At 62.9% G+C, this 25717-nt stretch carries 22 protein-coding genes; 13 read left to right on the top strand and 9 right to left on the bottom strand.

Annotated elements, in window-relative coordinates:
- The first annotated feature begins 14 nt into the window (after positions 1–14).
- A complete protein-coding gene (locus tag PspR32_RS25465) occupies positions 15–1154 on the top strand; it encodes an MFS transporter (RefSeq protein WP_036995228.1) in 1140 nt (379 codons plus the stop codon).
- Here PspR32_RS25465 and PspR32_RS25460 read toward each other — a convergent pair.
- Together PspR32_RS25460 and PspR32_RS25455 are read right to left on the bottom strand one after the other, a co-directional pair.
- Positions 1151–2707 (bottom strand): phospholipase D family protein, encoded by a 1557-nt coding sequence (locus PspR32_RS25460; RefSeq protein ID WP_026001470.1) that lies wholly within the window; start codon positions 2705–2707, stop codon positions 1151–1153. The two genes, PspR32_RS25465 and PspR32_RS25460, sit on opposite strands and share 4 nt — an antisense overlap.
- A 59-nt stretch (positions 2708–2766) precedes the next feature.
- A complete protein-coding gene (locus tag PspR32_RS25455; RefSeq protein ID WP_036995226.1) occupies positions 2767–4197 on the bottom strand; it encodes an aminotransferase-like domain-containing protein in 1431 nt (476 codons plus the stop codon).
- A gap of 178 nt (positions 4198–4375) precedes the next feature.
- Here PspR32_RS25455 and PspR32_RS25450 point away from each other — a divergent pair, with 178 nt between their 5' ends.
- Positions 4376–4606 (top strand): DUF1127 domain-containing protein, encoded by a 231-nt coding sequence (locus PspR32_RS25450; protein WP_010225855.1) that lies wholly within the window; start codon positions 4376–4378, stop codon positions 4604–4606.
- Here the strand turns inward: PspR32_RS25450 and PspR32_RS25445 are convergent.
- Complete coding sequence (locus PspR32_RS25445) at positions 4603–5907, bottom strand: NAD(P)/FAD-dependent oxidoreductase (RefSeq protein WP_159389327.1); 1305 nt, start codon at positions 5905–5907, stop codon at positions 4603–4605. The genes PspR32_RS25450 and PspR32_RS25445 overlap by 4 nt on opposite strands.
- Positions 5908–6021: 114 nt before the next feature.
- Here PspR32_RS25445 and PspR32_RS25440 point away from each other — a divergent pair, with 114 nt between their 5' ends.
- Positions 6022–6375: a YkgJ family cysteine cluster protein gene (locus PspR32_RS25440; RefSeq protein ID WP_010225850.1), complete on the top strand. Its 354-nt coding sequence runs from the start codon at positions 6022–6024 to the stop codon at positions 6373–6375.
- 3 nt (positions 6376–6378) lie between these two features.
- Here PspR32_RS25440 and dadR read toward each other — a convergent pair whose 3' ends face one another.
- Entirely contained in the window at positions 6379–6867 is a 489-nt protein-coding gene (dadR, locus tag PspR32_RS25435) for a transcriptional regulator DadR (protein WP_008366790.1), read from the bottom strand.
- Positions 6868–7023: 156 nt separating this feature from the next.
- Between dadR and dadA the strand changes: the two genes are divergently transcribed.
- The 6 genes from dadA to PspR32_RS25405 all read left to right on the top strand — a co-directional run bounded on the left by dadA (position 7024) and on the right by PspR32_RS25405 (position 13076).
- Entirely contained in the window at positions 7024–8325 is a 1302-nt protein-coding gene (dadA, locus tag PspR32_RS25430; RefSeq protein WP_010225845.1) for a D-amino acid dehydrogenase, read from the top strand.
- Positions 8297–8650 (top strand): RidA family protein, encoded by a 354-nt coding sequence (locus PspR32_RS25425; RefSeq protein ID WP_010225843.1) that lies wholly within the window; start codon positions 8297–8299, stop codon positions 8648–8650. The genes dadA and PspR32_RS25425 overlap by 29 nt, the downstream gene beginning before the upstream one ends.
- Before the next feature lie 97 nt (positions 8651–8747).
- The gene (gene alr / locus PspR32_RS25420) at positions 8748–9821 is read left to right on the top strand and encodes an alanine racemase (protein WP_010225841.1); all 1074 of its coding nucleotides are present in this window, start codon (positions 8748–8750) and stop codon (positions 9819–9821) included.
- Between the two features lie 108 nt (positions 9822–9929).
- Positions 9930–10478, top strand: coding sequence for a cupin domain-containing protein (locus tag PspR32_RS25415; RefSeq protein WP_010225839.1), 549 nt, complete (start codon positions 9930–9932; stop codon positions 10476–10478).
- A 139-nt stretch (positions 10479–10617) separates the two neighbouring features.
- Complete coding sequence (locus PspR32_RS25410; RefSeq protein WP_010225838.1) at positions 10618–11040, top strand: c-type cytochrome; 423 nt, start codon at positions 10618–10620, stop codon at positions 11038–11040.
- A 122-nt stretch (positions 11041–11162) separates the two neighbouring features.
- Positions 11163–13076 (top strand): acetyl-CoA hydrolase/transferase C-terminal domain-containing protein, encoded by a 1914-nt coding sequence (locus PspR32_RS25405; protein ID WP_010225836.1) that lies wholly within the window; start codon positions 11163–11165, stop codon positions 13074–13076.
- Positions 13077–13166: 90 nt separating this feature from the next.
- On the opposite strand, the gene PspR32_RS25400 is transcribed toward PspR32_RS25405, so the two are convergent.
- Complete coding sequence (locus PspR32_RS25400) at positions 13167–13739, bottom strand: xanthine phosphoribosyltransferase (protein WP_010225834.1); 573 nt, start codon at positions 13737–13739, stop codon at positions 13167–13169.
- A gap of 63 nt (positions 13740–13802) precedes the next feature.
- Positions 13803–15812 (bottom strand): DNA helicase Rep, encoded by a 2010-nt coding sequence (gene rep / locus PspR32_RS25395; RefSeq protein WP_010225832.1) that lies wholly within the window; start codon positions 15810–15812, stop codon positions 13803–13805.
- A 265-nt stretch (positions 15813–16077) separates the two neighbouring features.
- On the opposite strand from rep, the gene PspR32_RS25390 reads away from it, so the two are divergent.
- The gene (locus tag PspR32_RS25390) at positions 16078–17742 is read left to right on the top strand and encodes a putative bifunctional diguanylate cyclase/phosphodiesterase (protein WP_159389326.1); all 1665 of its coding nucleotides are present in this window, start codon (positions 16078–16080) and stop codon (positions 17740–17742) included.
- A 54-nt stretch (positions 17743–17796) separates the two neighbouring features.
- Here PspR32_RS25390 and PspR32_RS25385 read toward each other — a convergent pair whose 3' ends face one another.
- Complete coding sequence (locus PspR32_RS25385; RefSeq protein WP_100781858.1) at positions 17797–19188, bottom strand: NorM family multidrug efflux MATE transporter; 1392 nt, start codon at positions 19186–19188, stop codon at positions 17797–17799.
- A 155-nt stretch (positions 19189–19343) separates the two neighbouring features.
- Here PspR32_RS25385 and PspR32_RS25380 point away from each other — a divergent pair, with 155 nt between their 5' ends.
- Positions 19344–20288 carry a LysR substrate-binding domain-containing protein gene (locus PspR32_RS25380; protein ID WP_026001469.1) on the top strand — a complete coding sequence of 315 codons (945 nt, stop codon included), beginning with the start codon at positions 19344–19346 and terminating at the stop codon, positions 20286–20288.
- Positions 20289–20294: 6 nt separating this feature from the next.
- Here PspR32_RS25380 and hglS read toward each other — a convergent pair whose 3' ends face one another.
- Complete coding sequence (hglS, locus tag PspR32_RS25375) at positions 20295–21692, bottom strand: 2-oxoadipate dioxygenase/decarboxylase HglS (protein ID WP_159389325.1); 1398 nt, start codon at positions 21690–21692, stop codon at positions 20295–20297.
- Between the two features lie 95 nt (positions 21693–21787).
- A complete protein-coding gene (locus PspR32_RS25370; RefSeq protein ID WP_159389324.1) occupies positions 21788–22684 on the bottom strand; it encodes a LysR family transcriptional regulator in 897 nt (298 codons plus the stop codon).
- Positions 22685–22819: 135 nt separating this feature from the next.
- Between PspR32_RS25370 and amaB the strand changes: the two genes are divergently transcribed.
- Entirely contained in the window at positions 22820–24310 is a 1491-nt protein-coding gene (gene amaB / locus PspR32_RS25365) for an L-piperidine-6-carboxylate dehydrogenase (protein ID WP_159389323.1), read from the top strand.
- 119 nt (positions 24311–24429) lie between these two features.
- The gene (amaA, locus tag PspR32_RS25360) at positions 24430–25716 is read left to right on the top strand and encodes an L-pipecolate oxidase (RefSeq protein WP_036994855.1); all 1287 of its coding nucleotides are present in this window, start codon (positions 24430–24432) and stop codon (positions 25714–25716) included.
- The last annotated feature ends 1 nt before the right edge of the window (position 25717 follow it).

Raw genomic sequence — 25717 nt, 5'->3', positions numbered from 1 at the left:
TGGAGGAAGACAGCGTGCGCTGGGGAACCTATTTCGCCGTGCTGGCGGCCGTGCTCAGTGTCGGCCTGGCCTTGGGCGTCAGCATGCCGCTGGTGTCGTTGCGCCTGGAAGGCTGGGGCTACGGCAGTTTTGCCATTGGCGTGATGGCGGCGATGCCGGCCATCGGCGTGCTGGTCGGTGCCAGTCTGTCCAGCCGTCTGGCCGCACGCTTCGGTACGCCGGGGTTGATGCGCTTGTGCCTGTGGGCCGGGGCGTTTTCCATTGGTTTGCTGGCACTGCTGCCCAGCTATCCGTTGTGGCTGGCCCTGCGTTTGCTGATCGGGGTGATCCTCACCATCGTCTTCATCCTTGGTGAAAGCTGGATCAACCAACTGGTGGTCGAGCAGTGGCGCGGACGTCTGGTGGCGCTATACGGCAGCAGCTATGCCTTGAGTCAGCTGGCCGGGCCGTTGTTGCTCGGCGTGGTGGGCTCGGAAGATGACCTGGGTTTCTGGATCGGAGCCGGCCTGCTGATTGCCGCGCCGCTGGTGCTGCTCGGCCGCGATGGTGCACCCAGTGCCGAGTCCTGCAGCGTGACCTTTACTGATCTGTTCGGCTTCTGCCGGCGCCTGCCGGTGATTGCCTGGGCCATCGCGCTGTTTGCTGCCTTCGAGGCCATGATTCTGACCTTGCTGCCGGTCTACTGCCTGCAGCAAGGCTTCACCACGGAAATCGCCCTGTTCATGGTCAGCACCGTCGTGGTCGGTGATGCGCTGCTGCAGCTACCGATTGGCGCGCTGGCCGACCGTATGTCCAGGCGTACGCTGTTCAGCGGCTGTGCGGTGATGCTACTGGGCTCCAGCCTGGCGATACCGTTGCTGCTGCAAACGCCGTTGATCTGGCCGCTGTGGGTGCTGTTCGGCGCCAGTGCCGGTGGCCTGTTCACCTTGTCGCTGGTGCTGATCGGCGAGCGTTACCGCGATGATGCACTGGTACGCGCCAATGCCCACGTTGCGCAGCTGTGGGGCATCGGCTGCCTGATCGGGCCGCTGGCGGCAGGGGCGGGCAGCCAGTGGATCAGTGGCCATGCGCTGCCGCTGTTCATGGCGGCAGGGGCATTCGGTCTGGTGCTGCTGGCAAGGCGCCCCGACGCCTTCGAGCCGGCGCCGGTCTAGAGCATCTTCTCCAGGCCCACGGCCTTGCTGATCCAGGCGTTGAAGCGCCGCCACAGCCCGCCGGGCTCGGTGGTCAGGGTGTGCAGGCGATGATTGTCTTCGGTAACCCAGACCAATTGGCCGTCGATCAGTTGCAGCTGATAGCTGAGGGCCGGGGCCATGCCCTGGGCCGCCAGCTCGCGGGTGTACTCGGCCAGCTCCGGGCTGTCGACCAGCACCCCGACTTCGGTGTTCCACAGCAGCGAGCGGGGATCGAAGTTGAATGAACCGATGAAGGTCTTTTTGCGATCGAAGACGATAGCCTTGCTGTGCAGGCTGGAGTCGGAGCTGCTATGAAAGCGCATGGCCCGACGTGAGCTCGGCTCGCCAGGCTGGCGGCGCAATTCGTACAGATGGACACCGTGCTCGAGCAGCGCCTTGCGATACGGTGCGTAGCCACCATGCACGGCGGGCACATCGGTCGCTTCCAGGGAGTTGGTCAGCAGCTTGACCGAGACGCCGTTGTCGGCGCGGCTGGTCAGGTACAGCAGGCCTGACTCGCGGGGCACGAAGTAGGCCGAGACCAGGATCAACTCATGCTGCACATTGTTCAGGTCAGGCGCCAACTGTTGAGTCATCAGCAGCTGCGGGTCGGGCTCATCGCGGGCCAGGACCTTGCTTGGCGCGTCCCAGAGCGCCTGGTTGTGGGCCCAGATCAGCTCGTTGCGCCAGACATCCAGGCGCGGTCGAGTCTGATAGGCCATCAGCCGCTCGTACTGGGCCTTGCGTTTGATCCGCGCCTCGGCCAGTGAAGCCTCCAGGCGTTGGCGGCTGTCACGTAGGTCGCCAGCGTCGGGATGGCTGAGCAGGAAGTCGCCGATCGGCTTGCTCAGGGCACTGTTCCAGTACTGATCGAAGCTATGCCCCAGCTGTTCGGCCACTGGGCCGACGCCGAGCAGGTCGATGTCGGTGAAGTTCAGGTTGGGTTCGGCATCGAAATACTCATCGCCCAGGTTGCGCCCGCCGACGATGGCCATGCTGTTGTCCACCAGCCACAGCTTGTTGTGCATGCGCCGATGCTGCAACGACAGGTTGAACAGGCGGCCCATGGCCCGGGTCGCGCCAGTGCTGCGGCCCAGGTGCAAGGGGTTGAATACACGTATCTGGATGTTCGGATGTGCAGCCAGGGTGCCCATCAATTCGTCGAGGCCGTCACTGGTGGTGTCATCGAGCAGGATGCGCACCCGTACACCGCGGTCGGCCGCTTGTAGCAACTCATGCACCAGGGCACGCGTGCTGAGGCCGTCATGGACGATGTAGTACTGCAGGTCGATGCTCGATTGGGCGTTGCGGATCAGTTCGGCGCGGGCGCGGAAGGCTTCATTGCTGTTGGGCAGCAGGCGAAACCCGGAGCGCCCGTCGTAGGCCGAGGCCTGGCGCTGTACTGAGCGGCCGAATGCCGAGTCGCTGGCCGGTAGGGCCTGGCTGACTTCCCGTGGCTGGCTGACACTGGCGCAGCCATTCAGGCCGAGCAATAGCGACAGCAGTAGTGGCAGCACTCGCTGGCTTCTCAAGAAAATTCGTCCTGTTACAACTGGGCGTATGGATATGGACCGCGAGCGGCGGTGAAAAGTTACCCGTCACTGTGTTCCTGGGCCAGTAGACGAATGGCGGTCTCGCCAACCTTGCGCACTGCCGCTTCGATCTCGGTGCAGGGGCGTGCGGCAAAGTTCATGCGCAGGCAATTACGGTACTTGCCCGAGGCCGAGAAGATACTGCCGACGGCAATCTGCACTCCCTGCCCAAGTAAAGCCCGGTTCAGGCGCAGCGTGTCGAAACTTTCCGGCAATTCCACCCAGAGCATGAAGCCGCCCTGGGGCCGGCTGGCGCGGGTGCCTGGTGGAAAGTAACGGGCCACCCAGTCGCTCATCTGGTCGCGGCCACGCTGATACTGGCTGCGCATGCGCCGCAGGTGCGGCTGGTAGTGGCCGCCTTCGATGAAGTCGGCGATCGCCAGTTGTGGCTGGGTCGCCGTGCAGCCGGTGCTGATGTACTTCATGTGCAGCACCCGTTCCAGGTAGCGGCCGGGGGCTGCCCAGCCAATGCGCAGGCCCGGAGCGAGTGTCTTGGAGAAGGAGCTGCACAGCAGCACCCGGCCGTCCTCGTCGAAGGACTTGATGGTTCGCGGTCTGGGGTAGGTGTAGGCAAGGTCGCCATACACATCGTCTTCGAGGATCGCTACATCGAAGCGTTGCGCCAGGGTCAGCAACGCCTTCTTGCGCGCCTCGGGCATGATGTAGCCGAGCGGGTTGTTGCAGTTCGGGGTGATCTGGATGAGCTTGATCGGCCATTGTTCCAGGGCCAGTTCCAGGGCTTCGAGGCTGATCCCGGTGAGGGGGTCGGTGGGGATTTCCAGGGCTTTCATGCCCAGGCCCTTGAGGGTTTGCATGGCGCCATGAAAGCTGGGCGAATCCACCGCCACGATATCGCCGGGTTGGCACACTGCGCGGATGCTGGTGGATAGCGCCTCATGGCAGCCGGTGGTGACCACGAGGTCGGCCGGGCTGACCGTGCAGCCGGAATCGAGCATCAGCCGGGCGATCTGCTCGCGCAGGGCCAGGGTGCCGCAGATGGTGTCGTAATACAGGCCGGGCATGTCCTGACGACGGCTAAGCTGGGCCAGGCTGCGTAGCAGCGGTTTGAGGGTCGGGCTGGTAATGTCGGGCATGCCACGGCCCAGTTGAACCACGTCCTTGCTCGGTACGCTGCGGATCAGCTCGATGACCTGCTCCCACTGGGAAATGTCCACCGGGCGCTGGGCTGGGCGGCTGACAGCGGGCAGGGCAGGCAGGCTGCGGTTATTGGGGACGAAGTAGCCAGACTTGGGCCGCGGCGCAGCGAGGCCGTTGTCTTCCAGGAGGCGGTAGGCCTGCTGCACGGTGCTCAGGCTGACCCCATGCTCGATGCTCAGGGCGCGCACCGACGGCAAGCGATCGCCGGGACGGTACAGGCCTTGTTCGATGCGAGCGCCGAGCAGCTCGGCGAGGTTGATGTACAGCGTCATGGCATACTCCGGAAGACGGCTACAGCAAATGACCAATACAGATGAGGAAAAAATACAGCATTCAGTAGGAAATGTGCCAATTCTGTATGGAAGTAATAGTCAGTCTTTGGATCTGTAATGGTCTTGCACTGACGCGCATGCTTGTTCCACGGTTCACACACCCTGGAGGTAACAAGCAATGAGCGGCATGAGCGATGTGCGCCTGAAACTGTATGCCGAAGAACTGAGCCGTGAGCAGCGCGCCCAGCTGTTCAGTGCGCCCACCGGCCTCAGTCGCTGGGGCCTGATGATCCATCGCTGGCATACCCGCAGGGCGCTGCTGGAACTGGACGCAGCGCAACTGCGCGACGTCGGCCTGACCCCGGAGCAGGCGCGCGAAGAAGGTTTGAAACCTTTCTGGCGTGCCTAGACCAGCTCTTTCATGCGGTGCCAGAGCATGCCCAGGGCCAGCAGCGGCGAGCGCAGGTGCTTGCCGCCCGGGAAGGTGATGTGCGGTACCCGGGCGAACAGGTCGAAGCGCCCGCCATGCTGGCCGCTGATGGCTTCACCGAGCAGCCTGCCGGCCAGGTGAGTGGCATTCAAGCCATGGCCGGAATAGGCCTGGGCGAAGTACACGTTGGGCTGGTCGGGTAGGCGGCCGATCTGTGGCAAGCGGTTGGCGCCGATGCCGATCATTCCGCCCCATTGATAGTCGATACGCACATCAGCGAGCTGCGGGAATACCTTGAGCATTTTCGGCCGCATGTAGGCGGCGATATCTTTCGGGTCGCGCCCGGAATAATGGCAGGCGCCACCGAACAACAGCCGCCGATCGGCGGACAAGCGGTAGTAGTCCAGGGCCACGCGCTGGTCGCACACGGCCATGTTTTGCGGCAGCAACTGGCTGGCCCGGGCCTCGCTCAGGGGTTCGGTGGCGATGATGTAGCTACCGGCGGGCAGCACCTTGCCGCCAAGCTCGGCATTCAGGTCGTTCAGGTAGGCATTGCAGCCGAGCACCAGGGTGCTGGCGAGCACCGAGCCTTGTGCAGTATGTACGCGTACCTGCGGGCCATAATCGATGCGGGTCACTGCGGATTGCTCGAACAGGCGCACGCCCAGCTTGCTGGCGACGACCGCTTCGCCCAGTGCCAGGTTGAGCGGGTGCAGATGCCCGGAGCCCATATCGATCAGGCCGCCGACGTAGCGGTCCGAGCCGACCACGCTGTGCATCTGCTCAGGCTGCACCAGGCGCAACTCGTGGCGATAGCCGAGACTGCGCAGCGCTTCGGCATCCTCGGCGAACCCCTCCAGGTCGCGGGGTTTGTTGGCCAAGTCGCAGTAACCCCAGGTCAGGTCGCAGTCGATGCTGTGGCGTTCGATTCGCTCGCGGACGATGTCCACGGCTTCCAGGCCCATCAGCTTGAGCTCGCGCACGCCATCACAACCGATGATCGGGGTGAACTGCTCAAGGCCGTGGCCGACGCCACGAATCAGTTGCCCGCCATTGCGCCCGCTGGCGCCCCAGCCGATCTTGCGAGCTTCCAGCAGGATCACGTTGAGGCCGCGCTCGGCCAGTTCGATCGCCGTGTTCAGCCCGGAAAAACCACCGCCCACCACGCAGATGTCACAGCTCAGTTCGCCCTGCAGCTGTGGATAATTCGCCTGTGGGGCGCTGCTGGCAGCGTAGTAGGAAGCGGTGTGCGAGGCGGGCTGCTGAACGCCGGCGTTCATGGCGATGTCCTGGTTCTGAGTGTTTGGAAAATTTTACGCAGGATAAGCTGCACTTTCAGGGGTGGGCAACCGTAGGGCAAAATAGTGCGCCACCCTTCTTTGCCGCAGGCCGCCATGAGTTGCAACAGCCACAAGATCCGCTTCCTGCGCGAGCAGATCCCATCCTTTGAATGCGTGCCGGGCTGTCACGACTGCTGCGGGCCGGTAACCACTTCGTCGGAAGAAATGGCCCGCCTGCCGCGCAAGAGCGCCGCCGAGCAGGAAGCCGCACTGGCGGAACTGAACTGCGTGCACCTGGGTCCCAACGGCTGCACCGTGTACGAAGAGCGGCCGCTGATCTGCCGCTTGTTCGGTACCACTCCCAAGCTGCCATGCCCCAATGGCCGGGCCCCGGCCGAGATGATCGACCCACACGCCGAAAAGCTGGTGCACCAGTACATCGCCAGCACCCGGCAGGTGCTGGTCTGAGCCTCAGTCCGGAATCGGCAGGTTGAGGCTTTCCTTCACCTCTTCCATGACGATGTAGCTCTTCGACTCGCGCACGTGCGGCAGCTTGAGCAGGATGTCGCCAAGCAGCTTGCGGTAGGAAGCCATCTCGGAAATCCGCGCCTTGACCAGGTAATCGAAGTCGCCGGAGACCAGGTGGCACTCGAGCACGTGCGGCAACTTCAGCACGGCACGTCGGAATTCCTCGAAGGTGTCGCCTGACTTGTAGTCGAGGCTGATTTCGACGAACACCAGCAGGCTGCCCTTCAGGTGCTGCGGGTTGAGCCGGGCGTTGTAGCCCATGATGATCCCTTCGCGCTCCAGGCGCCGGACCCGCTCGGTGCAGGGGGTGGTCGACAGGCCGACCTTTTCGCCCAGTTCAGTAAACGAGATGCGCCCATCTGCCTGCAGGATGCGCAGGATATTGCGGTCGATCTTGTCCAGTTCACGTTTGCTTTGGTGCTGGGTTCTCATAGTGGATGCCCCTCCGTAAAAGCCAACCTTGCCGAGAATTCTCGCCAAATATAGGCTTTTATATAGTGAAAAGCACTGGTCATACCTTCCTATACTGCGCGCATCTATGCCATTAACAACAAATGTCAGCGGTACGCTGCGTCGAGGGTATTAAACATGCGAGTTCTGGTGCTTGGTAGCGGTGTGATCGGAACCGCCAGTGCCTACTATCTGGCACGGCAAGGGTTTGAAGTCGTCGTGGTCGACCGCCAACCGGCAGTCGCCATGGAAACCAGCTTTGCCAATGCCGGCCAGGTCTCGCCTGGTTACGCTTCGCCCTGGGCGGCCCCGGGTGTGCCGCTCAAAGCCATCAAGTGGCTGCTGGAGCGTCACGCGCCCCTGGCCATCAAGGCCACCGCCGACATCGACCAGTACCTGTGGATGGCGCAAATGCTGCGCAACTGCACCGCCAGCCGTTATGCGGTGAACAAGGAGCGCATGGTGCGCCTGTCCGAGTACAGCCGTGACTGCCTCGACGAGTTGCGTGCCGAAACCGGCATTGCCTACGAAGGCCGTACCCTCGGTACCACGCAACTGTTCCGCACCCAGGCGCAACTGGACAACGCCGCCAAGGACATTGCCGTCCTCGAGCAGTCCGGCGTGCCGTACGAAGTGCTCGACCGCGAAGGCATCGCCCGCGTCGAACCGGCCCTGGCCAACGTCACCGACATTCTTGCCGGTGCCCTGCGCCTGCCCAACGACCAGACCGGCGACTGCCAGCTGTTCACCACCCGCCTGGCGGAAATGGCGATCAAGCTCGGTGTCGAATTCCGCTTTGGCCAGGACATTCAGCGCCTGGACTACGCCGGAGACCGCATCAACGGCGTGTGGATCGATGGCAAGCTGGAAACCGCCGACCGCTACGTGCTGGCCCTGGGCAGCTACTCGCCGCAGCTGCTCAAACCGCTGGGCATCAAGGCCCCGGTCTACCCGCTCAAGGGCTATTCGCTGACGGTACCGATCACCGACCCGGCGATGGCGCCGACTTCGACCATTCTCGACGAAACCTACAAGGTCGCGATCACCCGTTTCGACAACCGCATCCGCGTTGGCGGCATGGCCGAAATCGCCGGTTTTGACCTGTCGCTGAACCCGCGTCGACGCGAAACCCTGGAGATGATCGTCAACGACCTTTATCCTCATGGCGGCGACCTGAGCCAAGCCAGTTTCTGGACCGGCCTGCGCCCGACCACCCCGGACGGTACGCCGATTGTCGGAGCCACGCCGTTCCGCAACCTGTTCCTCAACACCGGTCACGGTACGTTGGGCTGGACCATGGCCTGCGGTTCCGGTCGGCTGTTGGCCGACCTGATTGCGCGCAAGAAGCCGCAAATCAGTGCCGAAGGCCTCGATATCTCTCGCTACGGAAAACACCAGGAGCCTGCCAAGCATGTCAGTCCAGCGCCAGCTCACCAATGAGCGCATGAGCCAGATCGTTACCCACAACGGCACCGTGTACCTCGCGGGCCAGGTGGGTGACGACATGAACGCCGGGATCGAGCAGCAAACCCGCGAGACCCTGGCCAACATCGAGCGCCTGCTGGACCTGGCCGGCACCGACAAGAGCCGCCTGCTCTCGGTGACCATCTACCTCAAGGACATCGACGCGCACTTTCAGGGCATGAACGCGGTGTGGGACAAGTGGCTGCCAAAAGGCGTCGCCCCGGCCCGTGCCACCGTCGAAGCCAAGCTGTGCGAACCGGAAATCCTTATCGAGCTGTCGGTGGTCGCCGCCCTGCCGTAACACCCGATCCCTCGCCCGGTGCCGCAGGCGGCCGACCAGTTGCCTTTTGAGCACCGGGTTTTTTACTTCTAACCAGACTGCCCAGAAGGCTGCCGTCATGCGTCCTGCCCGTGCCCTGATCGATCTTCAAGCCCTGCGTCACAACTATCAACTTGCCCGCGAACTGACCGGAGCCAAAGCCCTGGCCGTGATCAAGGCCGATGCCTATGGTCACGGTGCCGTGCGTTGCGCCCTGGCCCTTGAGCAGCAGGCCGATGGTTTTGCCGTGGCCTGTATCGAAGAGGCGCTGGAGTTGCGTGCAGCCGGGATCAAACCGCCGATCTTGCTGCTTGAAGGCTTTTTCGAAGCCAGCGAACTGCAACTGATCGTCCAGCACGACCTGTGGTGCGTGGTGCATTCGCTGTGGCAGCTGGAAGCCATCGAGCAGGCGCACCTGAGTAAGCCGATCACTGTCTGGCTCAAGCTCGACTCGGGCATGCACCGCGTTGGCCTGCATGCCAAGGACTATCAGGCCGCGTACCAGCGCCTGCTGGCCAGCGGCAAGGTTGCGCGCATCGTGCTGATGAGCCACTTCGCCCGTGCCGACGAACTGGACAGCGATGCCAGCAACGAACAGCTGGCGGTGTTCCAGGCTGCGCGCCAGGGCCTGAGCGCCGAGATCAGCCTGCGCAACTCGCCGGCCGTGCTCGGTTGGCCGAATGTGCCCAGCGATTGGGTGCGCCCGGGCCTGATGCTGTACGGTGCCACGCCGTTCGACGTACCCCAGGCAGAAGCTGCGCGCCTGCAGCCGGTGATGACCGTGCAATCGCGAGTGATCAGCGTCCGTGAGCTACCGGCCGGTGAGCCTGTAGGTTATGGCGCCAAGTTTGTCAGCCCGCGGCCGACCCGGGTTGGTGTGGTAGCCATGGGTTACGCCGACGGCTATCCGCGCCAGGCGCCAAACGGCACACCAGTGCTGGTGGCCGGCAAGCGCACCCAACTGATCGGTCGGGTGTCGATGGACATGCTCTGCATTGACCTGACCGACGTGCCGGAAGCGGGCCTCGGCAGTCCGGTGGAGCTGTGGGGCAAAAACGTGCTGGCCAGCGAAGTGGCCATGCATGCCGGCAACATTCCCTACCAGATTTTCTGCAACCTCAAGCGCGTACCGCTGGACTACAGCGGCGATTAAAGCGCCAAAGCGGACAGGCTGCGGGTCGAAGTGTTGTAAATACTGAACGCTGTTGCGATGATAACGTTCAATTTCGACCCCACTCGTTCGTTTAGGAGGGCTCCAGCATTGGACGTCGGTGAACGACTGCAAGCCATTCGCAAGCTCAAGGGCCTGTCACAGCGTGAACTCGCCAAACGTGCGGGCGTCACCAACAGCACCATCTCGATGATCGAGAAGAACAGCGTCAGCCCCTCCATCAGCTCGCTGCGCAAGGTGCTGAGCGGTATTCCGATGTCGATGGTCGAGTTCTTTTCCGAAGAGCTGCAACCGGAAAACCCTACCCAGATCGTCTATAAAGCCCACGAGCTGATCGACATTTCGGACGGTGCGGTGACCATGAAACTGGTCGGCAAGGCGCACCCGAGTCGGGCCATTGCCTTTCTCAACGAGGTCTATCCGCCGGGTGCCGATACCGGCGAAGAAATGCTCACCCATGATGGTGAAGAGACCGGCATCCTCCTCGAAGGCCGCCTTGAACTGGTGGTGGGCCTGGAAACTTTCATCCTCGAAGCGGGCGACAGCTACTATTTTGAAAGTACCAAGCCGCACCGTTTCCGCAATCCTTACGATGAGCCGGCTCGGCTGATCAGCGCGGCGACTCCGGCCAACTTCTAGCGGGTACTGCGCGGCGGATTGTCGCGGCTAAGACCCTTTGGACACTAGGGTTGTTTCGGTGAGGCAGGGTTCCCGTTATACTTGCGCCGCCTGCGAAACCGTGGCCGCAGGCGTGACTAGCCACCATGAGGGTGTACGCGTGAATCTAATCAAGAAAATGCTGGCCGTACCAGCTGCCGTATTGGCCCTTTGGGCAGTCAGCGCACAAGCTGCGACCAACGACGACATCGCCAAGCGACTGGAACCGGTCGGCCAGGTGTGTGTACAGGGTCAGGAATGCAAGGGTATGGAAGTCGCAGCGGCTGCTGGCGGCGGCGGTGCCAAGACCCCGGATGAAATCATCGCCAAGCACTGCAACGCTTGCCACGGCAGTGGCCTGCTTGGCGCGCCGAAAATCGGCGACACCGCTGCCTGGAAAGCGCGCTCCGACCACCAGGGCGGTCTGGACGGCATCCTTGCCAAGGCCATTACCGGTATCAACGCCATGCCGCCGAAAGGCACCTGCGCCGACTGCTCGGATGACGACCTCAAGGGCGCCATCAAGAAGATGTCCGGCCTGTAAGCCCAGCGCTTGCCCAACAAAGCCCGCCACGTGCGGGCTTTGTGCTTTTTAGCGCTGGTCAGCGCAGCAATCTGGCGGCATGCTCGCTCCAACGTGGTCAAGGAATGCCGCAGGAGGCCGAGATGGCGCACCGCTGTTCGATCGACGATGCCGTAGACCAGGTGCTGGCGCGCCTGCCCGCGCACATTCACATGGGCCTGCCGCTGGGGCTGGGCAAGCCCAACCGCTTCGTCAATGCCCTGTATGCGCGCGTTCGCCAGTTGCCCGAGCGGCAACTGACTATCTACACCGCCTTGAGCCTGGGCCGCCCGGACCTGGGCGACGGCTTGCAGCGGCGCTTCCTTGAGCCCTTCATCGAGCGGGTGTTCGCCGACTACCTCGAACTGGACTACCTGCACGACCTGCGCCGCGACCAGTTGCCGGCAAACATCCGTGTCGAGCAGTTCTTCCTGCAGCCGGGCAGCCTGCTGCACAGCGCCATGGCCCAGCAGGACTACGTCAGCAGCAACTACAGCCATGCCGCCCGCGATATCAACGCCAAGGGCTTGAACCTGGTGGCGCAACTGGTTGCCGAAGACCCGGCGCATCCCGGGCAATTGAGCTTGAGCTGCAACCCGGACATCACCCTTGACCTGCTGCCGATGATCGCCCGCCGCCGGGCAGCCGGTGAAACCATCCTGTTGCTCGGCCAGGTGCATGCGCAACTGCCGTACATGCCGGGCGCTTCGGAGCTGCCCAGGGACGATTTCGACCTGCTGATCGACAGCCCGGAATGCACCCGGTTGTTTTCCACACCGAACATGCCGGTCACCACTCAAGACCATTTCATCGGCCTGCATGCCAGCACGTTGGTGCGCGATGGCGGCACCCTGCAGATCGGCATCGGTGCCATGGGCGATGCGCTGACCGCCGGGCTGCTGGCGCGTCAGGCGGACAGTGAGGCTTACCAGGCGTTGCTGGCTGAGCTTGACCTGACGCCTTGGCAAACCCTGGTCGAGCGTGAAGGTGGCATCCAGCCCTTCGCCCGCGGCCTGTATGGCTGTAGCGAAATGTTCGTCAACGGCTTGCTGGCACTGGTCGAAGCCGGGATCATCCGCCGTCCGGTCTACCCTGACGAGGCGCGCCAGCAGGCGGCCAACAACGGCGAGCTGGATGACCAGGGGGTACTGGTGCATGGCGGCTTCTTTCTTGGCCCTCAGGCGTTTTACCAGCGCTTGCGGGAAATGCCGCTAAGCCTGCGCAAACGCTTTGCCATGAGCGCCATCAGCTACATCAACGAGCTGTATGGCCAGGAGTCGCTCAAGCGTCTGCAGCGCCGGGATGCACGCTTTATCAACACGGTGTTCACCATGACCTTGATGGGCGCCGGGGTGGCTGATCAGCTGGAAGATGGCCGGGTACTCAGCGGGGTGGGCGGGCAGTACAACTTTGTCGCCCAGGGCCATGCACTCGAAGGCGCGCGCTCGATCCTGCTGCTGCGCAGCTGGCGCGAGGCGGGCGGCGAGGTTAGCTCCAACCTGGTCTGGGAGTACGGTCACTGCACCATCCCCCGGCACCTGCGCGATATCGTCGTTACCGAGTACGGTATTGCCGATCTGCGTGGGCAGACTGATGCCGAGGTGATTGCCCGGTTGCTGGCGATCACGGACTCACGCTTCCAGCCCGAGCTGATCGAGCGAGCCCAGCAGGCCGGCAAGTTGCCGAAGGATTTCCATCTTGATCAGCGCTTCACCGAGAACACCCCGCAGCGTTTGCAGGCACTGCGCGAAAGGCACCCACGGTTGTTCCCCGAGTATCCGCTGGGCAGTGACTTCACCGCTGAAGAGCGTGATTTATTGCGTGCGCTGAACTGGCTCAAGAGCAAGTTCAAGCTGAGCGAGGTGCTGGAGCTGGGCAAGGCGGCGCTGGATGCACCGGCACCCGAGGCGTTTCCTGCGCAGTTGGCACGGATGGGGTTGGCGCAGCCGCAGGGGCTGAAGGAGGACTTGTATCAGCGCTTGTTGCTGGCGGGGTTGCAGGCAACAGCGTTCCGTTGAGGACGCTATCGCTGGCAAGCCAGCTCCCACAAGGTCCGCGGTATGCAGTATCTGTGAGAGCTGGTTTGCCAGCGATGAGGCCAGCGCAAATTACTCGATGAAAGTAACCACGCCACCTTCCAGCGACTTCACCCGAGCCAGCGATTCAACGCGGTAGCCCTGGCTGTCCAGTTCGGCGCGGCCGCCCTGGAACGACTTCTCGATGACGATACCCAAGCCGGCAACGGTGGCACCGGCTTGCTTGATGATCGAGATCAGCGCCTGGGAGGCTTTGCCGTTGGCCAGGAAGTCGTCGATCACCAGCACGCGGTCGCTGCTGTTGAGGTGGCGCGGGGAGATCGCCACGGTGTTTTCAGTCTGCTTGGTGAAGGAATACACCGAAGCCACCAGCAGGTTTTCGGTCAGGGTCAGCGACTGGTGCTTGCGCGCGAAAATCACCGGAACGCCCAGCTTCAGGCCGGTCATCACCGCCGGGGCAATGCCCGAGGCTTCGATGGTGACGATCTTGGTGATACCCGAATCGGCGAACAGACGGGCGAACTCGTCGCCAATCAGTTGCATCAGCGCAGGGTCGATCTGATGGTTGAGAAACGCATCGACTTTGAGAACCTGATCGGAAAGCACGATGCCTTCTTCGCGAATCTTCTGGTGCAGTGCTTCCACTGTGGTATTTCCTCGATGTAGCAAGAGTGGCCACGGCAATACGCCGCAGCAAAGGTTGATTATCTAACGTTTGAGCATGGCACGGATATCGGCCAGTGCATTGTTGCCGCGAGCGGCCTTCACTTCGGTCGGCGCGTCGTCCAGGCCCTCCCAGGCCAGGTCGTCGTCGGGCAGCTCGTCCAGGAAGCGGCTCGGCGAACAATCGATGATCTCACCGTATTGCTTGCGCTTGGCGGCAAAGGTGAAGGCCAGGGTCTGACGGGCGCGGGTAATCCCGACGTAGGCCAGGCGCCGTTCTTCTTCAATGGTGTCGGCTTCGATACTGGAACGGTGGGGGAGGATTTCCTCCTCCATGCCCATGATGAACACGTAGGGGAATTCCAGGCCCTTGGAGGCGTGCAGGGTCATCATCTGCACACCTTCGGCGCCGTCTTCCTCTTCCTGCTGGCGCTCGAGCATGTCGCGCAGTACCAGCTTGCCGATGGCTTCTTCGATGGTCATGCCACCGTCTTCGTCTTTCTCGAGGGTGTTTTTCAACGCCTCGATCAGGAACCAGACGTTGCTCATGCGAAAATCCGCAGCCTTGTCGCTGGAGCTGTTGGTGCGAATCCAGTTCTCGTAGTCGATGTCCATGATCATGCTGCGCAGGGCAGCGATCGGGTCTTCCAGCGCGACCTGTTCGCGGACCTTGTCCATCCAGCGCTTGAAGCGCTGCAAGCGGTCGGTGTAGCGGCTGTCCAGGTGCTCACCGAGGCCCAGCTCCTCGCTGGCGGCGTACATCGAGACCTTGCGTTCGGTGGCGTAGTTACCGAGCTTTTCCAGGGTGGTCGAGCCGATTTCCCGGCGCGGTACGTTGATCACCCGCAGGTAGGCGTTGTCGTCGTCCGGGTTTACCAGCAAGCGGAAGTAGGCCATCAGGTCTTTGACTTCCTGGCGTCCGAAGAAGCTATTGCCGCCTGACAGACGATACGGCACCTGGTGGTGCTGCAGCTTCAGCTCGATCAGCTTGGCCTGGTAGTTGCCCCGGTAAAGAATGGCGAAGTCGCTGTAGGGCCGGTCGGTGCGCAGGTGCAGGCTGAGGATCTCCATGGCCACCCGTTCGGCCTCGGCTTCCTCGTTTTTGCAGCGAATCACGCGGATCTCGTCGCCATGGCCCATCTCGCTCCACAGCTGCTTTTCGAAGGCGTGCGGATTGTTCGAGATCAATACGTTGGCGCAGCGCAGGATACGGCTGGTGGAGCGGTAGTTCTGCTCGAGCATCACCACCTTCAGCGAAGGGTAGTCGTCCTTGAGCAACATCAGGTTCTCGGGCCGCGCGCCGCGCCAGGCGTAGATCGACTGGTCGTCGTCGCCGACCACGGTGAACTGGTTGCGCGTACCGATCAGCATTTTCACCAGCAGGTACTGGCTGGCGTTGGTGTCCTGGTATTCGTCGACCAGCAGGTAACGCACCTTGTTCTGCCACTTCTCCAGGACGTCGGGGTTGTCCTGGAACAGCTTGACCGGCAGCAGGATCAGGTCGTCGAAGTCCACCGCGTTGAACGCCCGCAAGGTGCGCTGGTAATGCGCATAGACCACTGCGGCGGTCTGCTCCTTGGGGTTGCGGGCCTTTTCCAGGGCCTCGGGTGGCAGGATCAGGTCGTTTTTCCAGGCGCCGATCATGTTCTTGATCTCGTCGACGCCGTCGTCGCCCGAGTATTCCTTCTGCATGATGTCGGTCATCAGGGCTTTGACGTCGGTCTCGTCGAAGATCGAGAAGCCCGGTTTGAAGCCCAGCCGTTCATGCTCCTTGCGGATGATGTTCAGGCCCAGGTTGTGGAAAGTCGACACGGTCAGGCCGCGGCCTTCGCCCTTGCGCAGCAGGGTGCCGACCCGTTCTTTCATCTCCCGCGCGGCCTTGTTGGTGAAGGTCATGGCCACGATGTACTGGGCGCGGATGCCGCAGTTCTGGATCAGGTGCGCGATCTTGCGGGTGATCACGCTGGTTTTGCCGGAGCCAGCACCGGCGAGCACCAAAAGAGGGCCGCCGACGTAGTTCACGGCTTCTTGTTGCCGAGGGTTGAGTCGGGACATGACGAAAACCGGGGACGCTAGAAAAATAGCCGGGCATTTTAGCAGGGGTAGAAAGTTTCTGCCGCGACCGTCTGACAGTGTGACGTACCACGCGATCTAAATTTGCCGCATTTGATACTTTCCCGCAGGATGCGTGGCGAAACCTGCGGGATGTCGGCAATGGAATGGCATGACTTTAAGTGAAAATCATTTTCATTAATGGTTTAGGATACGCATTCTCGCTGCCCATCGTCATTTGACTGTGTCTACGTCCTAAGGAGCCAGCTTGTCTACGCCCGTCGAACCCTTGCGTTTGCTCCTGCTGGCCGATGAGCCGGAATGGGCCACTGTCTTGCGCGAGTGTCTGCTGCCGATGGCGGGCCAGGCGGTACTGCTGACCGCTCCGAACTGGGAGGCGGTCGACAGCCTGTTTGCCAATGACCGCAATGCGCTGGTCCTGGCGACTCCGCCACTGCAACCGGCGCCCGGGCGCTGCATATTGCCAATGGTTCTGCTGCTCGAGCACGAGCCGCAGGTGCCGCCGCCGGGGGGCAGTGACTGGCTGATCCGTGACCAACTGACCAGCAATATCCTGCGCCGCAGCCTGCGCCACGTCCGCGAACGCGGCGTGCTGGAAGCGACCCTGCAGCGCCTGGCCGAACAGGACCCGCTGACCGGCATCGCCAACCGCCAGGGCTTCCAGACCCTGCTGGCGGCGCGCCTGGCCGACAATGACGGGCGCGGCGTTGCCCTCGGTCACCTGGACCTCGACAACTTTCGCCATGCCAACGATGCCCTCGGCCACCAGGCCGGCGACCGGCTGATCCTGCAAGTGGTGGGTCGGCTGAAAAGCCAGCTGGAAGCCGGTGACCAGGTCGCACGCCTGGGCAGCGACGAGTTCGCCCTGTTGATCGATACCCGCCGCGAGCCACAACGCGCCGAGTGGATGGCCGAGCGCATTACCGAAGCCCTGGCCGAACCCTACTGGATCGATGGCGAAAGCCTGCTGCTCGGCTGCAGCCTGGGTGTCGCCCACGCCCGCGCCCAGGGCGGCGCCGACCCGCTGATGTGGCATGCGCACATTGCCATGCAGCAGGCCAAGAGTACCCAGGGCTGTACCTTTCACGTCTTTAACGAACGCATCAACCGCAACGCCCGCAGCCTTGCCGACCTGGAAAGCGAACTGCGCCGGGCGCTGCGTCGCGACGAGCTGGAGCTGCACTACCAGCCGCGGCTGAACCTGGCCGACGGGCGCATCGTCGGCCTCGAAGCCCTGGTGCGCTGGCGCCATGCCGAGCGCGGGCTGCTGCCGCCCAGCGAGTTCGTGCCGCTGGCCGAGCAGAGCGGGTTGATCGTGCCCCTGGGCTACTGGGTGATTTCCCGCGCCCTGCGCGACATGCAGGCGCTGCGCGAGCGAGGCCTGGCGCCGCTGCACATGGCGGTGAACCTGTCGTTTCGCCAGTTCCAGGACAGCCAGTTGTTGGCGACCCTGAGCCGGCTGATCATCGAGCATGGTGTCGATGCCCGCTGGCTGGAGTTCGAGCTGACCGAAACCGCGGTGATGCGCCGCAATGACCTGGTCAAGCAGACCATGGATGCCCTCGGGCGCCTGGGTGTGCGCTTTTCCCTGGATGACTTCGGTACCGGCTTTTCGTCGTTCGTGCACCTCAACAGCCTGCCGATCACCTTGCTCAAGGTCGATCGCAGCTTTGTCGGCGGCATGGAGCAGCGCGAAGAGAACCGCAAGCTGGTGCACGCGATGATCAACCTGGCGCACAACCTCAATCTGGAGGTGGTCGCTGAAGGTGTGGAAACCCCTGAGCAAATGGGCCTGTTGCGCAGTTTTGATTGCGACCAGGTGCAGGGGTTTCTGATCAGCCGGCCGTTACCGATCGATGAGTTGATGGCGTATTTGCTGCACGGGCCGGCGCAGCAGTCGGTAGCTCTCTAGAGGCTGGGGCTGCTGTGCAGCCCATCGCTGGCAAGGCCAGCTCCCACAGGGGCCTCAAACCACCGAAGCAGTCGCCTTGTTCACCCCACCCGAACTGCCCAGCAAGCGCTTCACCCGCCATTCGAAGGCCAGGGTCAGGCTCACCGCTGCACACGCCAGGCCCAGCGCCAGCCCCCACCACACGCCCACCGCACCCAGGCCAAGGGTGAACGCCAGCAGCCAGGCGGCCGGCGCACCAATCACCCAGTAGCAGAACAGCCCGACCAGGAAGGTGGTCTTGGCGTCCTTGAGCCCGCGGATCGAACCCATGGCAATGGTTTGCACGCCATCGAACAGCTCGAACCAGGCGGCGACCATCAGCAGGCTTACGGCCAACTGGATGATCGCGGCAAAGGCCGGGTCATCGTGGTCGAGGAACAGCCCCACCAGCGGATCCGGCAGCAGCCAGAAGAGGATGGCGAACATCAGCATCATCGCCGCGCCAAAACCGATCCCGACGCGGCCGGCATGGCGAGCACCGAGAAGGTTATCGGCACCGTAATAGAGCCCTACACGCATGGTCACGGCGTACGACAAGCCTGCCGGGATCATGAATGCGGTAGAGACGATCTGCAGGGCGATCTGGTGTGCGGCCAGTTCGGTGCTGCCGAGCACGCCCATGCACAGCGCGGCGAAGGCGAACAGGCCCACTTCTACGGTGTAGGTGCCGCCAATCGGCAAGCCCAGGCGCCACAACTCGCGCAAGGCCGGCCACGAAGGGCGGCTCAGGCCCTGGCTAATCGGGTAGGGCGCATAGGCCGGGTGCCAGCGGATGTACAGGGCCATGGCCACGGCCATGCAGTTGGCAACGATGGCGGTCACCAGGCCGATGCCCACCAGGCCCAGTTTCGGCAGGCCGAACATGCCCTCGATCAACGCGTAGTTGAGCAGGAAGTTGGCCACTGTGCCGATCAGGCTGATCACCATTACCGGCGTCGAGCGGCCAATGGCGCTGGTAAAACCGCGCAAGGCCATGAAGCTCAGGTAGCCGGGCAGGGCGAAAGGCAGCAACAGCAGGAACTGCGCGGCAGCCTCGACATTGTTCGGGCTCTGGCCCAGCAGTAGCAGCACTGGCTCCAGGTTCCATAGCGCCAGCGCTGTCACCAGGGCCATGACCCAGGCCAGCCACAACCCGGCCTGGGTCAGGCGGGTGGCGCCGACGATATCACCGGCACCCTTGCGAATCGCCACCAGGGTACCGACCGCGGCGATCACGCCCAGGCAAAAGATCGACACGAACGAATAGCTCGCCGCACCCAGGCCGCCGCCGGCCAGTGCCTGCGGGCTGATGCGGGCCATCATCAGGGTGTCGGTGAGTACCATCAGCATGTGCGCCAACTGCGAGGCGATCAGCGGCCCGGCCAGGCGCAGCAAAGCCTTGAGTTCATGGGTAGGCGCAGCCTGCATGGAGTCGTCCTTTTCTTACGCGATAGATTCAAAGCGTGAAAGTCTGAGCCTTTGTACGGTTATCCACAAAAGGATAATAGCGATGGTTGGCATGATTAAAACTCATGGGAGTATGATCCTGACGATTGCTTGTGGATAACCCGGAGCCCGCCGTCATGTCTCGTCGTTTACCGCCTCTATACGCACTGCGGGCTTTCGAAGCGGCGGCCCGGCACAGTTCGTTTACCCGCGCCGCAGATGAGTTATCGATAACCCAGAGTGCGGTCAGCCGCCATATCCGCACGCTTGAGGAGCACTTTGCCTGTCGTTTGTTCGTGCGCAATGGCCGCAGCCTGCAGCTCAGCGAAGCGGCGCGCTTGCTGTTGCCAGGGGTGCGCGAAGGCTTTGCGGCGCTGGAGCGTGCCTGTAGCACCCTGCGCAGCGAAGACGATATTTTGCGCATGAAAGCGCCCTCGACCCTGACCATGCGCTGGCTGCTGGCGCGCCTCAGCCGCTTTCGTCACTTGCAGCCGGGCAACGAAGTGCAACTGACCAGTGCCTGGATGGATGTCGATCATGTCGATTTCAATCACGAGCCTTTCGACTGCGCGGTGTTGCTCAGTGATGGGCACTTTGCGCCGGACTGGGAGGTCAAGCGGCTGTTTTCCGAGCTGCTGATCCCGGTCGGGGCACCGGAACTGCTCAAGGAAGGGCCCTGGGACGAGCGGCGCCTGGCGGGCATCGAGTTGCTTCACCCGACCCCCGACAAACGCGACTGGCGCAGCTGGCTGGCGCGCATGGACCTCACCGACAAGGTCTCGCTCAAGGGCGGCCAGGTGTTCGACACCCTGGAACTGGGCATGATCGCTGCTGCCCGGGGCTATGGCGTGTCCATGGGCGACTTGCTGATGGTCGCCGAGGACGTCGCTCAGGGCCGGCTCAGCCTGCCATGGCCGACGGCGGTTGCCAGCGGGCTGGACTACTACCTGGTCTGGCCGAAAACCCGCCCGGGTGGCGAGCGCTTGCGGCGCTTGAGCGACTTTCTGCAAGGCGAGGCCGATGCCATGGATTTGCCAAAAGTGGAAATTCTGCCGGCAACGGCTGCGATCACCTCGGTATAAAGGGGCTTAAAGCGCAGGAAGCCCCAACGCCTGCGCACACGCCTGCAACGACCGCCGCTGGCTCTCGGCATACAACGCCAACTCATCCTGCACCGGCTTGCCCAGCGCCAGCTCGAAGGCATCGCGGTTGGCATTGCTGCCGTACTCGCTCTGCGCATCATCGCCCAGGTTGGACTGGAAGATCCCTGCCGCACTGACCGGCAGAAAATCCTCGTACACCAGGGCTTCAAAGTGGATATGCCCGGCGTCGATCAATTCTTGCAATGAACTTGGCCGCTGAGTATCCCCGCGCGCCGCCAGGCCACGCTCGGTGGGGAAGTAGCGGAAGTACGCGAGGTCCTGTTCACGCATCTGCGCCAGGTCATCCGGGAAGGCCTTGAAGCTGTCGCTGAGCAAACCCATGTAGTGCGCGGCATTGGCCTCGGCGGGCACGCCACCCAGCGCCGCGCGGGCGCTATCGAGCAGTTGGTCGTACAGCTGGCGACCCTTCGGCGTCAGCGCGGCGCCCCGTTGCTCGATCTCGCCAAAGCGCGCGGTATGGCTGCCGCTGCCTTCACCGTGCTGATCGGTGAAGGCGACCTTTTCCTGCAGCGCCTTGAAACTGGTCTGACGCAGAAGGATCGGGCAGCGACGCGGTGGCGGGCCTTCGATCACGGCTTTGGGCGGAATACCTTTGGCCGGCATGCCCAGCTGAATGGCATCGATGTCCAGGGTGCGCGGGGTCAGGTGGTTGATGTGTGGGCCTTTGAAGGCCACCACATCGGCAATCAGGCGGTGCTGGTCATGCAGTTGCTGGTACTGCTCGGCGGTCACGGTGGCGTCCCGGTGCCAACGGAAGGTGTGCAGGGCTTCGTTGACAAAAACCTGGGCATCGTCGGCATTCAAGCCGCCATCACGCTCGAACTGCTCGATCAGCTGTAGGGCGCGCGGGGTGAAGATCTGCCGCCGGGCGAGAATCTCGCCAGACAGTTCACGCAGCGCCGGGTTGTCGATCAGCTCCAGACGCAGCAGCGAGGTGAAGACTCGGAACGGGCTGATGTGCAGCGATTGCTCGTGCACCGCGCGAAAGGCAGTGGAATGCACCGGCACGCCGGCAGAGCTGAGGTCGTAGTAACCCACTGGCTGCATGCCCATCACCGCGAACAGGCGGCCGATGGTTGCCAGCTCTTCAGCCGTGCCGACGCGAATGGCGCCGTGGCGTTCCTGGTCGAGGCGTTCAATCTCGCCGGTCCAGCGCAGGGCCTGGGCAACCTCGGGCTGCTCGGCCATCACTTGTTGATTGATTTCGCTCACCAGCGACAGCAGCGTGCCGTACAGCGGCACCTCTTGCTTGTACATGAGCGACATGGCGGCCGAGAACTGCGCGCGAATGCTGTCCGGGCTGACGAAATCTTGAGCGGGCATCGAAAGCTTCCTGGTAAGTGGGCACCCTTACATGAAAGCGAGGAATGCAGTGCCTGCACAAGCGAAAAAAAGTCGATCTGTCATTCCAAAAATTATCAATCTTGCCCGGCCAGCTCTCCGCGAATCCAGTCAACCAAGGCGCGCACCTTTGGCACCTCTGCCGCATGCTCGGAAAACGCCAGGAAATGCGCACCATTGCTGCGCATGCTGTACTGCCAGGGTACTACCAGTTTGCCTTCGGCCAGTTCCTGGGCCACCAGGTAACGCGGTACCAGGGCCACGCCGCAGCCGGACTGGGCAGCGCTGAGGCTCATATAGAAGGTGTCGAAGCGCGGCCCGTGATAGCTATGGGCCGAGTGCAGGCCTTGCTCCAGGAACCACTCATGCCAGGCCTCCGGGCGCGAGGTACTTTGCAGCAGCACCAGTTCGGCCAGTTCGCTGGCGTCCTTGAGGGTGCGCCCCTGCAACAGCTCTGGCGCACACACCGGCAGCACTTCCTCACCAAACAGCTCGATGCAGGTTGCGCCTGGCCAGGTGCCCTGGCCAAAGAAGAACACTACGTCGGCGGTCGCCTGCAACAGGGCGAAGGGTTCCATTTCGTTGCGGATGTCGAGGTGGATGTTCGGGTGCTGCTTGCCGAAGCCCTTGAGGTGCGGAATCAGCCAGCGCACGCCAAAGCTCGGCTGAGTGGCTACCTTGAGTACTTCGGTCTGTTCGCCATAGGACATGATGTAGCGGCTGGACATATCGACCTGGGTGAGAATCTTGTTGACCTCGGCCAGGTACAGCGCGCCTGCTGGTGTCAGCTGCAGGCGTCGGCGGATACGCAGGAACAGGTGATGGCGCAGCATCTCTTCAAGCTGGGCCACCTGCTTGCTCACCGCGCTCTGGGTCAGGTGCAGTTCCTCGGCGGCGCGGGTGAAGCTCAGGTGCCGAGCGGCAGCCTCGAAACACTGCAGGGCGGCCATCGATGGCACCAGACGTTTGGACATAGCGGTCTCTAAGCCAGTAGATCATTACCTGGCGGAATGATATGCAGAATAAAGGTCGTTTGTTGCGCCAGAGTGATCGGATTAATACTGATCCCTATCACTTTTTCAACCACTCACCGCATGCAGGAGAAGAAAATGGTTGATGGACTGCTTGACCGCCTCGGTGTCCCGGCTGCTGCCTACACCCACGGTAACCATCCCGTTCACACCCCTATCGATGGCAGCGCGATTGCCTCGGTGCACCTGGAAAGCAAAGCCCAGGTGACCGCCAAGATCGATCAGGCCGAAAAAGCCTTCCAGGCCTGGCGCAACGTCCCGGCCCCCCGCCGCGGTGAGTTGATCCGCCTGTTTGGCGAAGTGCTGCGTGAGTACAAGGCCGAGCTCGGTGAACTGGTGTCGATCGAAGCCGGCAAGATCACCCAGGAAGGCCTGGGCGAAGTGCAGGAAATGATCGATATCTGCGACTTCGCCGTCGGCCTGTCGCGACAGCTCTACGGCCTGACCATCGCCTCCGAGCGCCCCGGTCACCACATGCGTGAAACCTGGCACCCGTTGGGTGTGGTCGGGGTCATCAGCGCCTTCAACTTCCCCGTCGCGGTCTGGGCCTGGAACACCACCCTGGCGCTGGTGTGCGGCAACGCCGTGGTGTGGAAACCGTCGGAGAAGACCCCGCTGACCGCACTGGCCTGCCAGGCCCTGTTCGAAAAAGCCCTGAAGGCCTTTGGTGAAGCGCCAGAAGGCCTGAGCCAACTGGTCATCGGCGATCGCGACGCCGGCGAAGCGCTGGTCGACGACCCGCGCGTGCCGTTGGTCAGCGCCACCGGCAGCACCCGCATGGGCCGAGAAGTCGGCCCGCGTGTCGCCGCGCGTTTCGGCCGCAGCATCCTCGAACTGGGCGGCAACAACGCGATGATCCTGGCGCCCAGTGCCGACCTCGATCTGGCCGTGCGCGGCATCCTCTTTAGCGCCGTCGGTACTGCGGGCCAGCGCTGCACCACCTTGCGCCGCTTGATCGTCCATCGTTCGATCAAGGACGAAGTGGTGGCCCGGGTCAAAGCCGCTTACGCCAAGGTGCGCATCGGCGACCCGCGTAAAGACAACCTGGTCGGCCCGCTGATCGACCAGGCCTCGTTCGCAGGCATGCAGGATGCCCTGGCCCGTGCCCGTGATGAAGGTGGCCAGGTGTTCGGCGGTGAGCGTCAGCTTGAGGAGCAGTACCCGAATGCCTATTACGTGGCGCCGGCGATCGTCGAGATGCCAGGTCAGAGCGCGGTGGTGCGTCATGAAACCTTCGCACCGATCCTCTACGTGCTGGCCTACGACGAATTCGACGAAGCCCTGCGCCTGAACAACGAAGTGCCGCAAGGTCTGTCGTCATGCATCTTCACCACCGACCTGCGCGAAGCCGAGCGCTTCCAGAGCGCGGCGGGCAGTGACTGCGGGATTGCCAACGTCAACATCGGCACCAGCGGTGCGGAGATTGGCGGGGCGTTTGGTGGCGAGAAGGAAACCGGCGGTGGCCGAGAGTCGGGTTCGGATTCGTGGAAGGCCTACATGCGTCGGCAGACCAATACCGTGAACTATTCCCGCGAGCTGCCGTTGGCGCAGGGGATTGTGTTCGACTGACGACTGCGTCGGCCCCATCGCCGGCAAGGCCGGCTCCCACAAGGACTGCTGCTCCCTGTGGGAGCTGGCTTGCCAGCGATAAGGGCACCACCGCACAAGAATAAAAGAGGAAGCCGGCCATGCCAGAACTGCGTCAACAATGCCTCTGGGAACACGTCACCCAGCCCGCCGCGCCATCCCGGGTGCTGAACGTCGAGCTCAAGGCCGATGTGTGCATCATCGGCGGCGGTATCACTGGCCTGTCGGCAGCCATCCACCTGCTCGAACAGGGCAAGACGGTGATCCTGCTCGAAGCCTGGAAAATCGGCCACGGTGGTTCCGGGCGCAACGTCGGCCTGGTCAACGCCGGCACCTGGATTCGCCCGGACGACGTTGAAGCGACCCTTGGCCAGAAGCAAGGCAGCCGCCTGAACAAGATATTGGGCGAGGCGCCGAGCGAAGTGTTCGCTACCATCGAACGTCTGGGTATCGACTGCCAGGCCCACAACACCGGCACCCTGCACATGGCCCACAACGCCACCGGCGTTGCCGACCTCGAAGCCCGTCACCAGCAATGGAGCCGGCGTGGCGCCGATGTCGAGCTGCTCACCGGGGCCAAGTGCGAAGAATATTGCGGTACCGACAAGATTTCCGCCGCGCTGCTTGATCGCCGCGCCGGCACCATCAACCCCATGGGTTATACACAGGGCCTGGCCGCTGCGGTCGAGCGTCTGGGTGGGCAGATCTTCCAGCAGTCCGCTGTGCAAGGTCTTGAGCGTGAAGGCAGCAGCTGGCGGGTGAAGACCGCCAAAGGTTCGGTCAGCGCCGACAAGGTGGTGATCTCCACCGGCGCCTACACCGAAGGCGACTGGACCAACCTGCAACGCCAGTTCTTCCGCGGCTACTACTACCAGGTCGCGTCGGTGCCGCTGCAAGGCGCCGCTGCCGACAACGTGCTCAAGCACGGCCAGGGTTCGTGGGATACGCGCACGGTGCTCAGCAGCATCCGTCGTGATGACCAAGGGCGCCTGTTGCTCGGCAGCCTCGGGCGGGTCGACAACAAGCCGGCCTGGTTCATCCGCAGCTGGGCCGACCGCATCCAGAACCACTACTTCCCGCAACTGGGCAAGGTCGAGTGGGAAATGCACTGGACCGGCTGCATCGACTTCACCCCGGACCATCTGATGCGCCTGTTCGAGCCTGCGCCGGGTATCGTCGCCGTCACCGGCTACAACGGCCGTGGCAACACCACCGGCACGGTGATCGGCAAAGCCTTTGCCCAGTACCTGCTCTGCGACAACCCGGATGCCTTGCCGATTCCGTTCTCGGCAATGAAACCGGTGTCGGCGCCGGCGCTGCGTACCGGCTTCTACGAAACCGGCTTCTCGCTGTATCACGCCGGGCAATGCTTGCGCGTGGTGCTCTGAC

It is taken from the genome of Pseudomonas sp. R32 (genome assembly GCF_009866705.1).
GTDB lineage: Bacteria > Pseudomonadota > Gammaproteobacteria > Pseudomonadales > Pseudomonadaceae > Aquipseudomonas > Aquipseudomonas donghuensis.
The sequence above is the reverse complement of the archived record's forward strand: the minus strand, read 5'-3'. Positions and strand labels throughout refer to the sequence as shown.

Bases quoted from the DNA above. Each gene is read 5' to 3' on its own strand.
- PspR32_RS25455 (WP_036995226.1), bottom strand. From the start codon at position 4,197: ATGACGCTGTACATCAACCTCGCCGAGCTGCTCGGCGCTCGCATCGAA.
- PspR32_RS25450 (WP_010225855.1), top strand. From the start codon at position 4,376: ATGAGCGGCATGAGCGATGTGCGCCTGAAACTGTATGCCGAAGAACTG.
- PspR32_RS25445 (WP_159389327.1), bottom strand. From the start codon at position 5,907: ATGAACGCCGGCGTTCAGCAGCCCGCCTCGCACACCGCTTCCTACTAC.
- PspR32_RS25440 (WP_010225850.1), top strand. From the start codon at position 6,022: ATGAGTTGCAACAGCCACAAGATCCGCTTCCTGCGCGAGCAGATCCCA.
- dadR (WP_008366790.1), bottom strand. From the start codon at position 6,867: ATGAGAACCCAGCACCAAAGCAAACGTGAACTGGACAAGATCGACCGC.
- dadA (WP_010225845.1), top strand. From the start codon at position 7,024: ATGCGAGTTCTGGTGCTTGGTAGCGGTGTGATCGGAACCGCCAGTGCC.
- PspR32_RS25425 (WP_010225843.1), top strand. From the start codon at position 8,297: ATGTCAGTCCAGCGCCAGCTCACCAATGAGCGCATGAGCCAGATCGTT.
- alr (WP_010225841.1), top strand. From the start codon at position 8,748: ATGCGTCCTGCCCGTGCCCTGATCGATCTTCAAGCCCTGCGTCACAAC.
- PspR32_RS25405 (WP_010225836.1), top strand. From the start codon at position 11,163: ATGGCGCACCGCTGTTCGATCGACGATGCCGTAGACCAGGTGCTGGCG.
- rep (WP_010225832.1), bottom strand. From the start codon at position 15,812: ATGTCCCGACTCAACCCTCGGCAACAAGAAGCCGTGAACTACGTCGGC.
- PspR32_RS25385 (WP_100781858.1), bottom strand. From the start codon at position 19,188: ATGCAGGCTGCGCCTACCCATGAACTCAAGGCTTTGCTGCGCCTGGCC.
- PspR32_RS25380 (WP_026001469.1), top strand. From the start codon at position 19,344: ATGTCTCGTCGTTTACCGCCTCTATACGCACTGCGGGCTTTCGAAGCG.
- hglS (WP_159389325.1), bottom strand. From the start codon at position 21,692: ATGCCCGCTCAAGATTTCGTCAGCCCGGACAGCATTCGCGCGCAGTTC.
- PspR32_RS25370 (WP_159389324.1), bottom strand. From the start codon at position 22,684: ATGTCCAAACGTCTGGTGCCATCGATGGCCGCCCTGCAGTGTTTCGAG.
- amaB (WP_159389323.1), top strand. From the start codon at position 22,820: ATGGTTGATGGACTGCTTGACCGCCTCGGTGTCCCGGCTGCTGCCTAC.
- amaA (WP_036994855.1), top strand. From the start codon at position 24,430: ATGCCAGAACTGCGTCAACAATGCCTCTGGGAACACGTCACCCAGCCC.